The organism is Streptomyces sp. NPDC041068, assembly GCF_040647455.1.
In the GTDB taxonomy this organism is placed as follows: domain Bacteria; phylum Actinomycetota; class Actinomycetes; order Streptomycetales; family Streptomycetaceae; genus Streptomyces.
The window spans coordinates 716,781-733,277 of record NZ_JBEZCG010000001.1; the positions used below are offsets into that span (position 1 = coordinate 716,781).

A 16,497-nucleotide genomic window follows, 5' to 3' on the forward strand; every position below is an offset into this window, starting at 1 on the left:
ACCCCAACTGGCCCGCGCCTCAGACCACATGGGCTTCCGGGCGGCTCTCGGCCCCGGTGCGGAAGCGGTCCGCGCCGAGCGGGGTGACGTCGACGCACGGCCGCCGTTCCAGGAACAGATCGCGGACGATCTCGCCCACCGCGGGGGCCTGCAGGAAGCCGTGCCCGGAGAACCCGGTGGCGTAGAGGAAGTTGACCGGCGAGGCGGCGCGCCCGATGAGCGCGTTGTGGTCCGGGGTGACTTCGTACAGACCCGCCCAGCCTCGGCACGTCTCCATGTCGGCGAGGGCGGGCGCGCGCTGCCGCACGACCGCACGGAACAGGTCCAGCCACTCGGGTGTCCACGTGGTGTCGAAGCCCTCGGTCTCGCCGGGGTCGGCGAGGCCGAGCAGCAGTCCGTCGTCGCTGTTGTGGAAGTACGCCGACGACGCGAAGTCGATCGTGAAGGGGATGCGCGGCGCGGCAGGCACCAGCGGGACGGTGAAGGCGAGTTGGCGCCGGAGCGGGCGCACCGGCAGATCGACGCCCACCAGGGAGCCGATCCGCGCCGACCAGGCCCCGGCGGCACAGATCACCGCCTCGCAGGAGACGGGCCCGCGGTCGGTGTGCACGACGGTGACGCGCTCGCCGACCGTGTCCATGCCGGTGACGGCGGTGTGCGTGGCGAAGACCGTGCCCGCGCGCGCCGCGGCACGCGCGTACCCCCGGACGACGAGCGCGGGCCGCGCGTGGCCGTCGGCGGGGGAGTGGGCGGCGGCCACCAGGCCCTCGGCGCTGAGGTAGGGGCAGAGCACGCGGGCCTCGCGGGGGCCGATCATGCGGCTGGGGACGCCGAGGCGGTTCTGTGTCCGCACGCTCTCCTCGAAGTCCGCCGCCTGCCGGGCGCCGGTCAGCAGGAAGAGGTAGCCGACGGTGTCCAGTCCGATGTCCGCGCAGGGGCGACGGGGAAAGTCACGGAAGGCGCGCAGACTCCGGTTGCCCAGCTCGATGTTGAGCGGATCCGAGAACTGCGCCCGCACGCCGCCGATCGGCTTTCCCGAGCTGCCGCCGCCCAGTTCGCCGCGCTCGACGACGACGATGTCGCGTACGCCCGCTTCTGCGAGGTGGAAGGCGATGCTCGCGCCCATCACCCCACCCCCGACGATCACGACGTCGGCGGTGGACGGCAGGGTACGACGGGCGGTGCGGTCGGCAGGTGCGGTCGGTTCCGGCAGGGGCGGTGAGGAGGCCAAGTGGCCGCTCCCTTCCAGGCGTTGGCCTGGGCTGTCATGGCGTGGCGGGGAACGCTGAACAGCTGTCTGCCCGCCATGGTGCAGCACCCCGCCCTGTGCCGTCCATGCGTCGGAGCCGTCGAAGATCCCGGTACGGCCGGATCAGTGCGGTGCCGCGACGGCGGGCGCGACGCCCGCCGCGGGCTCCGGCCCGAGCGCGGCCGCGGCGCGGTCCCCGGGCCGCTTCCCCATCCGCCGCACCACCATGAAGGCGGCCGTGGCGACCAGCAGATACACCGGTACGAGCAGCTCCACGTCCGGCGACGACGGCTCCACGGACCAGCCCGCACCGCGCTCGTCCCCCTCGAACACGACCCGGTTCACGGTCAGGAAGGCCAGATGGGCACCGATGCCGACGCACAGCGGGGCGCGCCGCAGCGCGGTGCGGGCCGTGACGAGCATGAAGCCGAACACCGTCAGGAGGATGAGGTAGTCGACCGGATTCCCACCGCCCGGCGCGAGCCCGACGGGGTCCGCGTCCTCGCCCACCAGGGGCGCGACCACGGCGCCCACCACTGTCGACAGGCCGGGAACGACCAGGAACACGGCCGTCGTGCCGAGCGCGGAGCCGACGCCGCCGAGGCGGACGCGCAGCGAGGCCCATGTGTAGCCGCGCAGCGTCGTCTCCTCGGGCAGCGCCTCCAGGAGCAGCGCGACCACGCCGTTGGCCACCAGGAATCCCGCGAGGGCGGGCAGTTCGGGGCTCGACCAGCGCAGCAGCCCGGCCGCCGTCCCCGCGCCGAGCACGAGCGCCGCGGCGCCCGTCGTCACGCCCGCCCCGACGAGCAGGGCCCGCAGGTTCTCGCCCGCGGTGCCGAAGCCGATGTCCTCGAGGGATCCGCCCCGGCGGCGCAGCGCGTACACGACCAGGGGCACGGCCGCCAGGCTGACCAGCGCGGCCGGGATGAGCTTGGCCAGGACCCCGGTCGCCCCGACGGCGTCGGCGATCGCGGGACCCAGCGCCGTGCCCGCGCCGAGGGCCACGCCCATGACGGCGCCGCCGACGAGGGCCCGTCCCAGGGCCCCGACGAACGAGGGCGGGGCTGCGAGTACGCGGGGGTGCGGGGGCGGGGCTGCCATGGGTCTCTCCTCGATACCGCTGTACGAAGGCGCCGGCTGCGGGGCGCGTTCACCGTCCCTTTCATCGTCGGCGTCCGGGCGATCTTGGGAGTCGTAGCCGTGGATGAAATGGCGGTACATCTTTCGATGCAGCGGCGGGGCTTTCGACGCCGTGGCGGGCCGTGCGCGCCGTGCCCTACATCGGGGGAGTGGCGGGCGCGGGTCCCAGGGTGGTCGTGCCGGGGGCGGCCCGGTGCCCGAGACCCGTGCGGTACGCGTCCATCGCGGCCTCCACCCGTCCGGTGCGACGCAGCAGATCCCCCAGCAGACGGCAGAGGTCAGCCAAGTCCCCTGCCGCGCTGGAGCGTTCGAGCAGGGACAGGGCGGCGCAGTAGTGCTCCTCGGCGCGTTCGGTGTCGCCCCGGTCCTCCGCGATCAGCCCGAGCAGGCGGTGCGCGCCGCCCGCGTGCACCGCGCCGCGCCCGGCGCCGAGCGAGCCGGTGCCCTCGTCGTCGCCGGTCGTGAGCAGGGGCCGCAGCAGCGTCTCCGCCTCCTCGGTCCTGCCCCGCCGCCGCAGCACGTCCGCGAGCTCGACCTCGACCTGCTCGGTGAAGAGTGCGGCCCGCTTGGAGGCGAGGATGTCGCGGGCCGTGCGCAGCTCGCTCTCGGCGTGCTCCAGGTCGCCGTCCTGGGCGTGCACGTAGCCGCGCATCCAGTGGCAGTGGGCGAGTTCGGTGCGGATGTGCAGCTGGCGGTAGAGCTCCTGGGCCTTGGCGAGCGACGCGTCGGCCTCGGCGATGCGGCCCTCGGCGATGAGCGTGCGGGCCACCCCGCGGTGCATCCCCGCGACCAGCGCCGGGTCGTCGACGCGCGGCGCGAGGGCGAGGGCCAGCTCGGCGGCGTGCGCGGCCCGCGCGTGGGCGCCCATGTCCATGTACGGCGCGATGGACGCCGTGTACAGGAGCAGCAGCGCGTCGGGGTCGTGCAGCCCCGCGGCGTCGAGTTCGTCGAGGGTGCTCTCCAGCAGGTAGCAGGCGTAGCGGAGTTCACCGGTGAGCAGATGGGCGGTGGCGCGGCCGCGGATGGCCGGGACGCGGCGCGGCAGCGGCTCGTCGGCGAGCAGCCGCTCGACGGCGGCGAAGCAGTCGCGGGCGCCGGCGAGTTCACCCGACTCCAGGAGACAGTCGCCGAGCCCCTGGAGCGCGGCGGCCTCCTCCTCGACGAGAGCGTGCCCGACGGCTTCCTCGCGCAGGGCACGGAACAGCGCCGCCGCGTCCTCGGGCGCGCCGGTGGCCAGGGCGAGCCGGGCGTCGGTGAGTCGCAGGCGCAGGCCGGCACCCAGGTGGGCGGGGCGGCCCGTGGCCAGCTCTTCGTAGCTGACGTCGAGGCGCTCGGCGAGGTGGCGCAGGGCGGCCTCGGAGGGACGCACCTTGCCGGACTCCAAGGTGGAGACGTACGCGGGGGTGTAGGCAGGCTCGGCCAACTGCCGCTGGGTCAAGCCGCGTTCACCGCGCAGACGCAGGACGCGCCGCCCGATCTCGGCCGGGTCGTCGGGGCGTGCGCCCTCGGAACTCTTCTGTGCCATTGCCGCCCCTCCGTGCACCGCACTCGGCCGTCGACCCCGGCGGCGTGAACTCACCGCTCGCACCGACAACTTGACGCACACCCATTGCCTGGAGTCCCGAGAACCCCTACGTTGAGCCGCGCCTTAACCCCGCTTAACCCGCCATTTATATCGCGGACTTCGGAAGGACGACCATGCCCCCCACGCATCCCATACCCGGCCGTGCCAGACGCACGCCGCTGCGCATCGCCCTCGCCTCCGGCATCGCCCTCACCGCGGCGCTCGCGGTGACCGCCCCGGCGGGCACGGCCACGGCGGCGGACGAACCGGGCCCCGCTGCGCAACGGACCGAGCGCGTCGAGTACTTCACCGGACCCGGCGCCCACCCCCGGCACACCGAGGTCCCCGCCTCCGAGCCGCTCGCCCCGAAGGAGCGCGCCAGGATCAAGGGCGACGGCGACGTCGTCCCCATCGTGCAGGCGGGGCCCACCGACACCAAGCTCGACGTGGTCTTCATCGGCGACGGCTACACCTCCGCGCAGCAGGAGGACTTCCACGCCGACGTGCGCGCCAAGTGGGCGAAGATTTCCGCCGTGGAGCCGTACGCCTCGTACAAGAACCTCTTCAACGTCTGGGCCGTGGACGCGGTCTCGCGGCAGTCGGGCGTCTCCGGCGACCCGACGAGCGGCACCGTGAAGGACACCGCCCTCGGCTCGGCGTTCTTCTGCGACGGCATCGAACGCCTGCTGTGCGTCGACACCAACAAGGTGGAGTCGTACGCGAAGAAGGCCGCCGACCCGGATCTCGTCATCGTCCTCGCCAACTCCACCAAGTACGGCGGCGCGGGCTACAACGACATCACCTCGCCGTCCGGCTACGACGGCATCGCCACGGCCTCCTCCGACCACGCCCAGTCCGACCAGGTCGCCGTCCACGAGACCGGCCACTCGCTGGGCAAGCTGGCCGACGAGTACTGGTACGAGGAGTACGGCACCTACACGGGTGCCGAGCCGTGGGAGTCCAACATCAGCAAGCTCACGGCGGCCCAGCTCACCGCGCAGAAGAAGAAGTGGTACCGGTGGATCGGCCAGACCTCGCCGGACGGCGGCACGGTCGGCGCGTACGAAGGCGGCGGCTACTACCCGCGCGGTCTCTACCGCCCCACGACGGACTCGATCATGCGCACGCTCGGCCGTGAGTTCAACCTGCCCGGACGCGAGGCCATGATCGCGGGCTTCCACCGGCACGCGTCCGTCGTCACCCCGGCGACGGCCACGGACCGCGCGGTGCGACGGGACACCAAGGTCCGCGTCGAGGTGGCGGACGGGGTCCGGCTCCGCTGGAGCGTCGACGGCCGAGAGGTCCGACGGGTGAGGGACGAGGCCGTGGTGACGCCGCGCGCCCTCGGTGTCCCGTCCGACGGCCGCGCCCACACGCTGTCGGTCCGTGCCACGGACCCGACGGACGCGGTCAGGGATCCTGAGCTGCGGTCCCTTCTGACGGACACGGTCGAGTGGCGGGTGACGCGCTGAGCCGGTGAGGCGCCGGTCGGCCGGCACGCCGGGGCACCCGGTGTCGTCGGCCGGTCGGCGTTCCTCCCGGGATCTTGCATCAGCCGAGCAGTGGCCGTTACTAACCTGTGCAAAGTCGACAAGGCGGCCGTTCCCCTCAACGACGGTGTGTACGTGAAGCTGACGCCGAACGGCACAGTGACCTCCTGGAAGTCCACCGGCCAGGGCGCGAAGTCCGGAAAGCCGCAGGTCAAGCCGGGCAAGCCCCATACCAAGCCGGGCAAGCCGAAGCCCGAGATCTGCCCGCCGGGCCCGTCGAAGCCGAAGCCGGAGATCTGCCCGCCCGGCCCCACGGGCAAGCCGGAGATCTGCCCGCCCGGCCCAGCGCGCCGGGTGCTGAGAGCCCGCAGCCCGGTGCCGGGACCTCGCAGTCCGGCGGCGTCACGGCGTAACCCGCCCGAGGCCGCGGCGCCCCGGCCCGGAGACTCGTCCGGGCCGGGGCGCGGTGCGCTGTTCCGTGCCGGTGCGGCGCTAGGCGCGACGGCCGTGGAAGATGCCCCAGCGCAGCTGCTTGCGGCGGGCCGCGTCCGCCCAGAGGGGCAGATTGGCGAGCAGGTTGTCGACGTAGGCGGGGCTGATGACGCCGCGCAGCTCCTCCTGACGCCTCTCGGTCTCCTCGGTCAGCCGCACATAGTGCTGGGTCAAGTGACCGCTCCGGTCGTCGAAGTCGGCGCGGGAGACGCCGAGTTCGGCAAGGGCGCGGAGATAGAACTCCGGCGTGGCCAGCGCGTCCACGCCGAGCCGGGACACGGTGGACCGCAGCGCCTCCTCCAAGGAGTCGTCGGCGGCCATCAAGTCCGTGAACACCAGCGCCCCTTGAGGCTTGAGCACGCGAACGGCCTCGCCGATCAGGCGCGTCCGGTCTCCGCTGTGACAGAAGGCCTCCAGGGACCAGACGACGTCGAAGTGCCCGTCCCCGTAGGGAATGTCCTGAAAGGAACCGGTGACGACCTCGATGAGTCCGTCGAGCCCGCGCTCGACGTTGGCGGCGCGATGGCGCCGGTTCTGCGCCTCGCTGATGTTGAGGGCGACGACGCGGCAGCCGAAGTGCTCGGCCAGATGGCGGGAGGAACCGCCGTACCCGGACCCGAGGTCGAGGACGGTGCTGCCCGGCGTGAGCAGGTCGGCGACCTCGGCCGCGGCGCGCTCGACGGTGCGGCGGGAGGCGTCGGCGATCGCCTCGTGCTCGTGGTCGTAGATCCCGATGTGGATGTCCTCGCCGCCCCAGACGGCGTCGTAGAACGCGTCGACATCATCGGTCTCGTAGTAGCTGCGTGTCGCTTCCTCGAAAGGCTGCGCGCTGTCGTTCGGCATGGTTGCCACCCCTCGCTCGGTGATGTCCGTGCGGTGCAGAGATCAGCTCGACCCGGTGATCAGCTTCACCCGGAGATCAGCTTTACGCATGGTTCGTCGCCCTTCCCAGGGCGCGAACAGGCCAGCTGTCGTGAGCGGGGATTCGCGCGCGGCTCGTGTCCGGGCGCGGTCACGGGGCGACGCGGCTCGATTCGCGTACGACGAGTTCCGGCGCGAGGCGTATCGCGCGCTGGGGGCCGCCGTCGCCGGCGCCGTCGGCGAGGCGGTGGCCGAGGAGGCGCGCCGCCTCGGCGGCCAGTTCCGGCACCGGCTGGCGGACCGTCGTGATGCCCGGTGCCAACAGCGCCGCCATCGGGATGTCGTCGAAGCCCGTGACGACGACCTCGCCGGGCACGTCGGCGCCCAGCTGCTGCAGGCGCTGCAGCGCGCCGATGGCGATGAGGTCGTTGGCGCAGACCAGGGCGTCGGGCCGGTCCTGCCACACCTCGTCGACCGCGGCGCGGCCCCACTCCACGGAGAAGTCCCCGAGGAACACCCGGTCCGGCGCCGCGGGATCCAGTGCGCCCGCACCGGCCGCGTACGCGGCGCGGCGCTCGGCGGCCGCCGATGCCGTGCCCGCCGCCCCGATGAAGCAGACGCGGCGCCGGCCCGTGGCCACCAGATGGTCGAGTACGAGGGCCATGCCCGCGCTGTTGTCGACCGCGACGGAGTCGGCGATGCCGGGCCCGCAGCCCCGGTCCATCAGGACGAGCGGCACCCGGGCCGCCGCCGAGGCCACCGCCTGCCTGCTGCGGTCCTCGTGCGCGGGGATCACCAGGAGGGCGTCGACCTGCCGGCTCAGCAGATCGGCGATGTACTCCGCCTCGGCCGCCGGGTCGTCGTCGCAGTCCGCGAGGAGCACGGCGCGCCCGTCGGCGTTCAGGGCGTGCGTCAACTCCCGCACGAGCGCGGGGTAGAAGGGGTTCGTGATCTGCGGCAGGACCAGGCCGACCGTGCCGGTGGAGCGGCTGCGCAGCGCCCGCGCCGCGTGGTTGGGCCGGTAGCCGAGCGCGTCGGCGACCTCGCGGACGCGGCGGGCGGTCTCCGTGCCGACGGGCCGCGTGCCGGCCAGGACCCGGGAGACCGTGGCGACGGAGCAGCCGGAGGCACGGGCCACATCTCTCAGCGTTACGTCGGCCACGCCGCGCCCACCCGCCCTTCGGTATGTTTCGGCAAACGTTATCAGCGGCCTCGCGGCGTCACCAGGGTCGATTCTGCGTGTACTTTCGCCCTATTTGTGCTGCTGTGATCCGCCTCCGTGCCGCTCCGAACTGTGTCCGTTCCGGGCGAGTTTGCCGTGCTGTGTCGTCCGCCATTGACATAATTCGCAGCTGTGCACACAGTTTTGGGAGAACGTTTTCCCGAGTCTTCGCCCCGCAGCGCCGACTCAGCCGAACAAAGAGGTTCCGCGATGCCCCGAAAGATCATCCTGGACTGCGACCCCGGGCACGACGACGCGATCGCCATGCTCCTGGCGCACGGCAATCCGGATGTCGAGCTGGTCGCCGTCACCACCGTGGTGGGCAACCAGACCCTGGAGAAGGTCACCCGCAACGCCCTGTCGGTGGCCCGCATCGCGAACATCACCGGCGTCCCCTTCGCCGCGGGCTGCCCCCGTCCCCTCGTACGCGAGGTCGAGACCGCCCCGGACATCCACGGCGAGAGCGGCATCGACGGCCCGGTCATGCCCGAGCCGACCCTGGAGCTCGACTCCCGGCACGCCGTGGACCTGATCATCGACACGGTCATGGCGCACGAGCCCGGCGAGATCACCATCGTCCCCACCGCGGGCCTGACCAACGTCGCCCTCGCCGCCCGCAAGGAGCCCCGCATCGTCGAGCGCGTCCGCGAGGTCGTCCTCATGGGCGGTGGCTACCACACCGGCAACTGGAGCCCGGTCGCCGAGTTCAACATCAAGATCGACCCCGAGGCCGCGCACATCGTCTTCAACGAGAGCTGGCCCGTCACCATGGTCGGCCTCGACCTGACCCACCAGGCGCTCGCCACCCCCGAGGTCGTCGAGCGCATCGCGAAGGTCGGCACGAAGCCCGCCGTCTTCGTCAACGAGCTCCTCGACTTCTTCGGTGCCATGTACCTGGAGGCCCAGGGCTTCGACGCGCCGCCGGTCCACGACCCCTGCGCCGTCGCCTACGTCATCGACCCGAGCGTCATGACGGTCCGCAAGGCCCCCGTGGACATCGAGCTGACCGGCACCCTCACCCTCGGCATGACCGTGACGGACTTCCGCGCGCCCGCCCCCGACGACTGCCACACCCAGGTCGCCGTCGACCTGGACCACCAGCGCTTCTGGGACCTGATCATCGACGCCCTCGAACGGATCGGTGACGTCCGCGCATGAACGCCTCCTTCACCGAACCGGCCGCTGCCCCCGGCGGCGGCATGCGGGGCTCACGCCCCGTCCGCATCGGCGTCCTGGTCACCGCGCTCCTCGCGGCCTGCTTCGCCTTCCAGCTCAACGCGAGCATGCTCAGCCCCGCCCTGAAGAACATCGAGGACTCCCTCGGGGCTACCTCGGCCGAGGTCGGCCTGACCCAGACCGCGTTCTTCACCTCGGCCGCGCTCTTCTCGCTCTTCCTGCCGCGCCTCGGCGACCTCATCGGCCGCCGCAGGGTGCTCGCCGGAATGCTGGCGCTCATGGTCGTCGGCTGTGTCGTGGCCGCGCTCGCCGAGAGCGTGCCGATGCTCTTCGCCGGCCGTGTCATCCAGGGCGTCTCCGGGCCCACCGTGCCGCTCTGCCTGATCATGCTCCGCAACGAAGTCCACGAGCCCAAGAAGTACGGCACGCTGCTCGGCGTCATCACCGCCGTCAACGGCGGCATCGCGGGCGTCGACTCCCTCGCGGGCGGTTTCCTCGCCGACCACTACGGCTTCCAGTCGGTGTTCTGGGTGATGGCCGCCGTGGCCGCGGTCGCCGCTCTGCTGGTCGCCACCCTGACCCCGGAGTCGGTTGCTCAACGGTCCGCCGACTCCGCCGACAGCCGCATGGACTGGCCCGGCGTCACCCTCCTCGTCATCTCCGTCGGCGCGGCCCTCATCGCCCTGAACGAGGCCGGCAAGCTCGGCAAGGCGAACTGGCCGCTGGTCGCGGGCCTGTTCGTCGTCACCGCCATCGCCTTCGCCCTGTTCTGGCGCACCGAGGACCGCAGCAGCCATCCGCTGGTCGCCACCCGGCACCTGCGCCAGCGCTCCACCTGGGCACTGCTGCTCACCACGGTCCTCACCATGACCGGCGTCTTCGCCGTCATGAACGGCATGATCCCGGCCTTCGCCCAGGACGCGCAGGCGGGCTTCGGCATGACCGCCGAGCAGTCCGCCTGGTGGACCCTGACGCCGTACGCCCTCGCGGGCCTCGCGATGGGCCCCCTCGCCGGGCGCCTGGCCGCCACGTACGGCTACGGCCGCATCCTGCGCATCGGCCTGATCGGCTCGGCCGTGACGGTCACCCTGATGCTGTTCACGCTGCACGCCGACTCGCGGCTGCTGCTCCTCGCGGCGTCGATCCTCATCGGCGTCACCTACGCGGGCGTGGGCAACATCGTCCTCAACGGCCTCGGCATCGTGCTCTCCCCGAAGGAGAACCCGGGCTTCCTGCCGGGTCTGAACGCGGGCGCGTTCAACCTCGGCGCGGGCCTCAGCTTCGCCGTCCTGTACGCCGTGCAGACCGCGGCGGCACCGGCCGACAAGACGTCGCCCGCCGGATACACGGCAGGCATGATCGCCGGAGTCGTGCTCATCGCGGCGGCCTTCGCGACGTCTTTCCTCATCCCGAAGCCGGTGGAGGCGGAAGCCGCGGAGTGAGCCCGCAGTCCCGGTCCGCACCACGGCTCGGTCGTGGCGCGGACCGGTGGTTCACTGCGCGGCGGGCGCCCACTCGACGGCCTCGTGCGGGGAGCCGAACAGGCGCGGGGCGAGGACCCTGAGGTGTGCGGGCGGGTCCTGGCGAGTGGGGATGAGGACGAGGGTCTGCACCCCCTCCGCCTCCTTGTCGCCGTCATGTGGCTGTGCCTGCGTGGGCGCCTCCTCGAATCCCGCGAAGCGGTAGGCGACCTCCATCATGCGGTTGCGTTCCGTGCGCCGGAACCCGGCCGTCAGCGACACCCCGGCCCGCGCCGCCTCGTCCGTGAGCCAGCGCAGCAGCGCCGCCCCCACGCCGAAGGACACCACGCGGCAGGAGGTGGCGAGGAGCTTGATGTGCCAGGTGCCGGGGCGCCGTTCGAGCAGGATCACGCCGATCGCGCCGTGCGGGCCGAAGCGGTCGGTGAGCGAGGCCACGAGCACCTCGTGCCGCTCGTCGGCGACCAGGGCGCGCAGCGCCTCGTCGGAGTAGTGCACCCCCGTCGCGTTCATCTGGCTGGTGCGCAGGGTCAGTTCCTCGACCCGGGCGATCTCCTCGTCGCCCGCGCGCTCGATGCGCAGCTCCAGGGAGAGCGAGCGCAGGAACTCGTCGTCGGTGCCCGCGTGCTCGGTGCGCTCGGTCTCCCTGCGGATTCCTGCCTGGTACATCTGCCGGCGGCGGCGCGCGTCGCCGGTCACCACCGGCGGCGTGAACTCCGGCAGTTCCGGCAGCGTGCGGGCGTCCTCCGCCCGATAGCAGCGGACCTCGGGGTGGTGGAACTCGACCTCGGCGCGCTCGGCCGGCTGGTCGTCGATGAAGGCGATCGTCTTCATCGCGAAGTTCAGCTCCTGGGCGATCGACGCGACCGAGGCGGACTTCACGCCCCAGTTGATGCGCGGCAGCACGAAGTACTCGGCGAGGCCGAGCTTCTCCAGCTGCCCCCAGGCGTGGTCGTGGTCGTTGCGGCTCGCGACCGCCTGGAGGATGCCGCGCTCGTCGAGCGCGACGATCACGTCGCGGAGCCCCTCGTGCAGGACCACCTCGCCGTCCTCCACGAGCGTGCCGCGCCACAGGGTGTTGTCCAGGTCCCAGACCAGGCACTTGACGGTCGGCTGCGGTTCGGTCACCGGCTTGTTCCCTCTCCCTCTCGGGGCGCGTTCCCTCGGGGCGCGCTCACACTTCCCACAACGTCACGGTCCAGGCGGCCACCGGGCTGTTGCTGAGCACGAGGACGTGCTGCCCGGTCGTCAGCTCCCCGGTGGCGAGGAGGCGGTCGAGGTTGAGGACGACGTCCATCGGGCCGAGGTGGCCGAGCTCCGCCAGGTGCGTGGCGCAGACCGGGTGGATCGGCAGCTCCAGCGTGGCCTTGTAGAACTGGAAGGCGCTGGCGGTGACGTTCTGCATGAGGGTGGCGGCCACGGCGTCCTTGCCGAGGCCCGCGTCCGCGAGGACCTGGTCGACGAGCTTGCCGAGCCGCGTACGGCTGTGCATGGCCAGCTCGAAGGAGTAGCGGTCGTTGTCGGCGCACTCCTCGCGCCACTGGGACCAGGGGTGGTGTTTGTAGTCCACCTTGAACAGGTCGTGGAAGGAGCTGTCGGCCTCCATGCGGTGCGCCTTGAGTACCGGGCGTCCGCCGCGGACCAGCGTCATCGCGAACGCGCCGTCACCGACCACGGTGACGGGGCGGCGCACCCGGTCGGCCGCGGTGGGCCGGCTGCCGTAGGTGATCAGGACGCTCTTGCGGGACGGATCGCCGAGGAGCAGATCGCGGCCGAGGCCCCAGGCGGCCGAGGAACCCGCGCAGCCCAGGCCGTCGACGGTGAACGGGAAGGTGCCCGTGAGACCGGCGAGGTGCGCGATCTTCCCCGAGTCCGAGCCGATCAGTACGTCCGGTGCCCGCGACCCGATGTGCACCAGCAGGTCGGGGACGTCGGACTGCCCGGCGACGAGCTCACGGCAGGCGCGGGCGGCCAGTTCGGTCGGCTCGGTGTCGGGGAAGACGCCGACGGACTTGATGCCCGCCTGCTCGGCGAACTTCAGCTCCTCGTCGGTGAGACGGGCCAGCTCGGGCAGGTCCGCGACGGACATCCGCTCGTCCGGCAGCAGGCAGTGGATCGCGCCGATGCCCACGGCCTGGTTCATCGGGGCAGGGATCGTCATGCCACACCTTCCAACGCGCGCTCAGCGAGGATCAGCTGGCAGATCTCCTCGCTGCCCTCGATGATCTGCATCAACTTGGCGTCGCGGTAGGCACGGGCCACCGCTTCGCCGTCCACCGACCCCGCCGACGCGAGGACCTGCACCGCGGTGGAGGCGGCGTGCGCGGCCTGGCCCGCTGCGACATGCTTGGCGAGGACCGCGGCGCCGGACAACTCGGCGGAACGGTTGTCCCAGCAGCCTGCGGCGTGCTCGCACACCCGGGTCGACGTCTGCTCGGCGACCACCAGCTCCGACAGGTGACGAGCGATCAACTGGTGCTGCGCGAGCGGCTTGCCGAACTGCTCACGGGTACGGGCGTGGGAGGCGGCGGCCCGCAGACAGCTGCGGATGATGCCGACGCAGCCCCACGCGACCGAGAGACGGCCGTAGGTGAGGGCGATCGTGGTGAGCAGGGCGAGTGACTGGCTCGTGCCCGAGAGCACTTTGGCGGCGGGCAGGCGTACGTCGTCGAGCAGGACGTCGGCGTGCCCGGCCGCGCGGCAGCCGAGGGGCTGGGGGACGGGTCGCACCGTGACGCCGGGCGTGTCGGTGGGGACCACCACGGCCGCGGCCTCGTCACGGTAGCGGCCGAAGACCACGACGACGTCTGCGTAGGCTGCCGCGGTCGACCACACCTTGTGGCCGTTCAGGACCACCTCGTCGCCGTCGTCCACGATCGTGGTGGCGATCGCCGCGAGGTCGCTGCCGGCCTGCGGCTCGCTGAACGCCACGGCGGCCAGGCCGCCCTGGGTGAGCCGGGTGAGCTCGTCGGTGCGCTGGCGCCGCGTGCCGAACCGCTGGATCGTCCACGCCGCCATGCCCTGCGAGGTCATCACGCTCCGCAGCGAGCTGCACAACGCGCCCGCGTGGGCGGTGAGTTCACCGTTCTCGAGGCCCGTCAGACCGCGTCCGCCTAATTCGGCGGGGACCTCCGCGCACAGCGCGCCCTTGGCGCCGAGCCCGCGGAGCACCTCCAGCGGGATCGAGCCCTCCAGGTCCCACGCGGCGGCCCGGTCGCCGATCTCCGTGCCGATGAGGTCCCGGAGTTCGTCACTCACCGGCGCCGGCCCCGGCGATACGGAGCACGAGCTCGGTCATGGCGTTCACCGTACGGAAGTTGTCGATCCTGAGGTTGGGGCCCTCGACGGCGATGCCGAAGGTCTTCTCCACATGGACCACCAGCTCCATCGCGAACAGGGAGGACACCCCGCCGGTGGCGAACAGGTCGGTGTCCGCCGCCCAGTCGGTCTTGGTGCGCTCCGTCAGGAACCGGTTCAGCTCGGTCCGGACGTGGTCCGCCGATATCTGACGGGTCGTGGTGGGCTCGCTCATCTCCGCGCTTCCTCTCAGGGCTTCTTGTGGACGAGGGTGAGGCCGTCGGCGACGGCGAGCATGGAGATGTCCACGCGGTCGTCGTCACGCAGCAGGGTGTTGAGTTCACGGATGGCCAGGGTGTCCGGGTCCTGCGCGGCCGGATCGACGACCTTGCCGAAGAAGAGGGTGTTGTCGAGGACGAGCAGCCCGCCGGGGCGGACCAGGGCGAGCGCCTGCTCGTAGTAGCGGAGGTAGTTGGCCTTGTCGGCGTCGACGAAGGCCAGGTCGAAGCTGCCGGCGCCGCGCTCCTCGGTGAGCTGGTCGAGCGTCTTTGCGGCGTCCCCGATCCGGAGGTCGATCCGGTCGGCGACGCCCGCGCGCTCCCAGTAGCGCCGGGCGATGCGGGGCCAGCGCTCGCTGATGTCGCAGGTGACGACCGTGCCGTCGGGCGGCAGGGCGCGCGCCATGCACAGGCTGCTGTAGCCGGTGAACGTACCGACCTCCAGGACGCTGGAGGCGCCGGTCACCCGCACCAGGAGGGCCAGCAGTTGGGCCTCCTCCGGCAGGACCAGCATCGCCTGCAGCATCGGCATGCCGGAGGTCTCGGCGCGCAGATCGCTCAGCACGTCGTCGTCACGCAGCGACATCTGACGTACGTAGTCGAGGAGTTGCTCGTCCACCGCCAGCTGACCGGCCATCAGGACACCACTCCCGTATAGGTGTAGAAGCCCTGTCCGCTCTTGCGGCCGTGCTCGCCGTCGCGCACCTTGCGCAGCAGCAGGTCGCACGGGCGGCAGCCCTCGTCGCCGGTGCGCTGGTGCAGCACCCACAGGGAGTCCACGAGGTTGTCGATGCCGATCAGGTCGGCGGTGCGCAGCGGCCCGGTGCGGTGTCCCAGGCACTCCTGCATCAGCGTGTCGACGTCCTCGGCGGTGGCCCGCCCCTCCTCGACGACGCGCGCCGCGTCGTTGATCATGCGGTGCAACACGCGGCTGGTGACGAAGCCCGGCCCGTCGCCGACGAAGACGCCGCGGCGGCCGAGCGCCGACAGGAGCCGGCCCACCGAGTCCACCGCGCGCTGCGCCGTGCGCGAGCCGCGGATCACCTCGACGGTGCCGATCAGATACGTGGGATTCATGAAGTGGACGCCGAGCAGCTGCTCGGGGTGCGGCAGCTTTCCCGCGAGCTCGTCGACGGGGATGGACGAGGTGTTGGTGACGAGAGCGGTGTCCGGGCCCACGATCCCGGCCGCTTCGGTGAGCGCCGCGGCCTTGAGCCCGGCTTCCTCGGTGATGGCCTCGATCACCACGTCCGCGCCCGCGCAGTCGGCCGCCGAAGCGCCGGTGGTCAGCTCCCCGCGCGGTGTGTCCGCGCGTACGCCCATGAGGTGAGCGGTGCGCAGCTCGCGCTCGATCCTGGCCGGGGCGTCCGCCCGCTTCGCCGGATCGGTCTCGATCAGGACGACCGGTACGCCCCGCGCGAGAGCCAGCGTCGTGATGCTGACCCCCATGACGCCGGCGCCCAGAACGGCCAGCCGAGGGGTGGGTTCTTCCTCTGTCACCGCATACCTCCCCTTACCTGGCGGTTGACATCAATGAATCGTTCGCTCGGGAAGACGGATAAGGGCTGATGAGGGCCGATGAGGGACTTTCAGAAGTCGTCAGACCCAGGCCAATCAGAAGTCACAAGGCCTAGGCCAATCAGAAGTCATCAGGCCTAGGCCAATGCGATGTTCCACGCCTCGCAGGACGATGCCATGGCTCTCCCCTTCGACCCGACGACGCATGACCGTAGCATGATTGTTCCGGGAGATGGCCAGATGTCATTAGCTCGCCTATCGGGGGTCGGGTCGGAATGCTGGACAGCCTGCGCCTTTCCCCTTGTTGAGCCCTCCTTCTCACTTCTCCACACCTTTCCATGAATAACTCGGAGGCCGGTGGGGAACGCGGATCCGGGCGGCTGCGGGCCGTGTACGGGTGCTACCGACGGTAGGTCTCCCGCAGCGCCCGCTTACTGCCCGGTTGTGTTCACTGTGTGCCATGGCTGGCTGAAAGACGACGCCCGAAATGCCGGTCTATGTGAGTGGTTTAGAAGGCAACGGAACCGAGAGTTCCGTGGTCAAAGGGGGTGTCGCCCCGAGTAGTTGAATGGCGCGCAAATGCATGTGGGATGTGAAGATCAAGTGCTTGCCGATGCTGGATATCCAATGTTAGATTCCGGTTGACGAGTGAAGCTGACGGGGGGTCGACTCAGAGTGTGCTTACAGACAGTGACATAAGCAGGGTCGTCGGACGTGGTATTTCCGTCCTCT

14 protein-coding genes are annotated in these 16,497 nt (G+C 71.4%); 3 read left to right on the top strand and 11 right to left on the bottom strand.

All coding sequences use genetic code 11. The features are described 5' to 3' along the window. Nucleotides 1-19: 19 nt before the first annotated feature. The 3 genes from AB0B50_RS02920 to AB0B50_RS02930 all read right to left on the bottom strand — a co-directional run bounded on the left by AB0B50_RS02920 (nucleotide 20) and on the right by AB0B50_RS02930 (nucleotide 3,914). On the bottom strand, nucleotides 20-1,231 hold the full coding sequence (locus AB0B50_RS02920) for an FAD-binding oxidoreductase (RefSeq protein WP_362324489.1): 1,212 nt from the start codon (nucleotides 1,229-1,231) through the stop codon (nucleotides 20-22). Between the two features lie 141 nt (nucleotides 1,232-1,372). Next, nucleotides 1,373-2,350, bottom strand: coding sequence for a hypothetical protein (locus tag AB0B50_RS02925; RefSeq protein WP_362324492.1), 978 nt, complete (start codon nucleotides 2,348-2,350; stop codon nucleotides 1,373-1,375). Nucleotides 2,351-2,525: 175 nt separating this feature from the next. Next, entirely contained in the window at nucleotides 2,526-3,914 is a 1,389-nt protein-coding gene (locus AB0B50_RS02930; RefSeq protein ID WP_362324495.1) for a helix-turn-helix transcriptional regulator, read from the bottom strand. 173 nt (nucleotides 3,915-4,087) lie between these two features. Here AB0B50_RS02930 and AB0B50_RS02935 point away from each other — a divergent pair, with 173 nt between their 5' ends. Then, nucleotides 4,088-5,425 (top strand): M64 family metallopeptidase, encoded by a 1,338-nt coding sequence (locus tag AB0B50_RS02935; protein WP_362324498.1) that lies wholly within the window; start codon nucleotides 4,088-4,090, stop codon nucleotides 5,423-5,425. Nucleotides 5,426-5,935: 510 nt separating this feature from the next. Here the strand turns inward: AB0B50_RS02935 and AB0B50_RS02940 are convergent. Further along, complete coding sequence (locus AB0B50_RS02940; RefSeq protein WP_362324501.1) at nucleotides 5,936-6,778, bottom strand: methyltransferase domain-containing protein; 843 nt, start codon at nucleotides 6,776-6,778, stop codon at nucleotides 5,936-5,938. A 169-nt stretch (nucleotides 6,779-6,947) separates the two neighbouring features. Continuing rightward, nucleotides 6,948-7,934 carry a LacI family DNA-binding transcriptional regulator gene (locus tag AB0B50_RS02945; RefSeq protein WP_362324503.1) on the bottom strand — a complete coding sequence of 329 codons (987 nt, stop codon included), beginning with the start codon at nucleotides 7,932-7,934 and terminating at the stop codon, nucleotides 6,948-6,950. Between the two features lie 294 nt (nucleotides 7,935-8,228). On the opposite strand from AB0B50_RS02945, the gene AB0B50_RS02950 reads away from it, so the two are divergent. Beyond that, entirely contained in the window at nucleotides 8,229-9,176 is a 948-nt protein-coding gene (locus tag AB0B50_RS02950; RefSeq protein ID WP_362324506.1) for a nucleoside hydrolase, read from the top strand. A 41-nt stretch (nucleotides 9,177-9,217) separates the two neighbouring features. Next, nucleotides 9,218-10,636, top strand: a complete 1,419-nt coding sequence (locus AB0B50_RS02955) for an MFS transporter (RefSeq protein ID WP_362325068.1) — start codon at nucleotides 9,218-9,220, stop codon at nucleotides 10,634-10,636. Between the two features lie 51 nt (nucleotides 10,637-10,687). Here AB0B50_RS02955 and AB0B50_RS02960 read toward each other — a convergent pair whose 3' ends face one another. The 6 genes from AB0B50_RS02960 to AB0B50_RS02985 are packed head-to-tail and all read right to left on the bottom strand — an operon-like array spanning nucleotide 10,688 to nucleotide 15,747. Next, a complete protein-coding gene (locus tag AB0B50_RS02960; RefSeq protein WP_362324509.1) occupies nucleotides 10,688-11,800 on the bottom strand; it encodes an HAD-IIIC family phosphatase in 1,113 nt (370 codons plus the stop codon). A gap of 46 nt (nucleotides 11,801-11,846) precedes the next feature. Continuing rightward, the gene (locus AB0B50_RS02965; RefSeq protein ID WP_362324512.1) at nucleotides 11,847-12,833 is read right to left on the bottom strand and encodes a 3-oxoacyl-[acyl-carrier-protein] synthase III C-terminal domain-containing protein; all 987 of its coding nucleotides are present in this window, start codon (nucleotides 12,831-12,833) and stop codon (nucleotides 11,847-11,849) included. Continuing rightward, entirely contained in the window at nucleotides 12,830-13,930 is a 1,101-nt protein-coding gene (locus tag AB0B50_RS02970; RefSeq protein WP_362324515.1) for an acyl-CoA dehydrogenase family protein, read from the bottom strand. The genes AB0B50_RS02965 and AB0B50_RS02970 overlap by 4 nt, the downstream gene beginning before the upstream one ends. Continuing rightward, the gene (locus AB0B50_RS02975; RefSeq protein WP_362324518.1) at nucleotides 13,923-14,204 is read right to left on the bottom strand and encodes an acyl carrier protein; all 282 of its coding nucleotides are present in this window, start codon (nucleotides 14,202-14,204) and stop codon (nucleotides 13,923-13,925) included. Before AB0B50_RS02975 ends, AB0B50_RS02970 begins: the two co-directional genes overlap by 8 nt. Nucleotides 14,205-14,218: 14 nt before the next feature. Further along, complete coding sequence (locus AB0B50_RS02980; RefSeq protein ID WP_362324521.1) at nucleotides 14,219-14,884, bottom strand: class I SAM-dependent methyltransferase; 666 nt, start codon at nucleotides 14,882-14,884, stop codon at nucleotides 14,219-14,221. Next, on the bottom strand, nucleotides 14,884-15,747 hold the full coding sequence (locus tag AB0B50_RS02985; protein ID WP_362324524.1) for a 3-hydroxyacyl-CoA dehydrogenase family protein: 864 nt from the start codon (nucleotides 15,745-15,747) through the stop codon (nucleotides 14,884-14,886). The genes AB0B50_RS02980 and AB0B50_RS02985 overlap by 1 nt, the downstream gene beginning before the upstream one ends. Nucleotides 15,748-16,497 lie beyond the last annotated feature (750 nt).

Bases quoted from the DNA above. Each gene is read 5' to 3' on its own strand.
- AB0B50_RS02925 (WP_362324492.1), bottom strand. From the start codon at position 2,350: ATGGCAGCCCCGCCCCCGCACCCCCGCGTACTCGCAGCCCCGCCCTCG.
- AB0B50_RS02930 (WP_362324495.1), bottom strand. From the start codon at position 3,914: ATGGCACAGAAGAGTTCCGAGGGCGCACGCCCCGACGACCCGGCCGAG.
- AB0B50_RS02935 (WP_362324498.1), top strand. From the start codon at position 4,088: ATGCCCCCCACGCATCCCATACCCGGCCGTGCCAGACGCACGCCGCTG.
- AB0B50_RS02940 (WP_362324501.1), bottom strand. From the start codon at position 6,778: ATGCCGAACGACAGCGCGCAGCCTTTCGAGGAAGCGACACGCAGCTAC.
- AB0B50_RS02950 (WP_362324506.1), top strand. From the start codon at position 8,229: ATGCCCCGAAAGATCATCCTGGACTGCGACCCCGGGCACGACGACGCG.
- AB0B50_RS02955 (WP_362325068.1), top strand. From the start codon at position 9,218: ATGCGGGGCTCACGCCCCGTCCGCATCGGCGTCCTGGTCACCGCGCTC.
- AB0B50_RS02965 (WP_362324512.1), bottom strand. From the start codon at position 12,833: ATGACGATCCCTGCCCCGATGAACCAGGCCGTGGGCATCGGCGCGATC.
- AB0B50_RS02975 (WP_362324518.1), bottom strand. From the start codon at position 14,204: ATGAGCGAGCCCACCACGACCCGTCAGATATCGGCGGACCACGTCCGG.
- AB0B50_RS02980 (WP_362324521.1), bottom strand. From the start codon at position 14,884: ATGGCCGGTCAGCTGGCGGTGGACGAGCAACTCCTCGACTACGTACGT.